General features: G+C 70.0%; 1 protein-coding gene. It reads left to right on the top strand.

All coding sequences use genetic code 11. The annotated features are described in order from the left end of the window. Positions 1-151: 151 nt before the first annotated feature. The coding region (locus LL648_RS43595; protein ID WP_232668863.1) for a helix-turn-helix domain-containing protein at positions 152-641 on the top strand (490 nt) is incomplete at its 3' end.

Raw genomic sequence — 641 nt, 5'->3', positions numbered from 1 at the left:
GGCGGATTCAACCGGTCGTCGCAACACCTCGAGCCGGAGGTGTGTTGTGGGTCGAGAGCCTGGTTGGGGAGCGGAAGCGACGGGCCGGCCGCCGATGCGGTCGCCCGGTCGACCGCCGGTCGCGCGGGCCGAACACCTCAGGTTGTTCTGGTTGGCGATCGCGCGTGGAGCGACAAGTGCCGACGCGGGAATCGAGGCCGGCGTGTCGCAGCCGGTCGGTACTCGATGGTTCCGTGATTGTGGCGGAGTGGCGCCACGATCGATTTTTCAGGCCGACTCCGGCCGGTACCTGTCGTTTGACGAACGCGAGCAGATCGCGCTCTGGCGTGCCGAGAAGGTCGGCGTTCGGGAGATCGCGCGCCGTCTGGGCCGCGCAGCGTCGACGGTCTCGCGGGAACTGCGGCGCAACGCGAGCACCCGCGGCGGCGTGTTGACCTATCGGGCGACCGTGGCGCAATGGCACCGTGACCGGTCCGCCGCACGCCCGAAAACCGCGAAGTTGGCCGCGAACCCGAAGCTGCGCGACTATGTGCAGGAACGTTTGTCGGGCCGGCTGGTCACAGACACGGGAGTGACGGTGGCGGGACCGTCGGTGCCGTTCACCGGGCGCAACCGCTCCCGGCGCGCCGACCGGCGCTGGG

The sequence above is a fragment of the Pseudonocardia sp. TRM90224 genome, assembly GCF_021245725.1.
Lineage (GTDB): Bacteria > Actinomycetota > Actinomycetes > Mycobacteriales > Pseudonocardiaceae > Pseudonocardia.
This window is presented reverse-complemented; position numbering and strand designations above follow the sequence as displayed.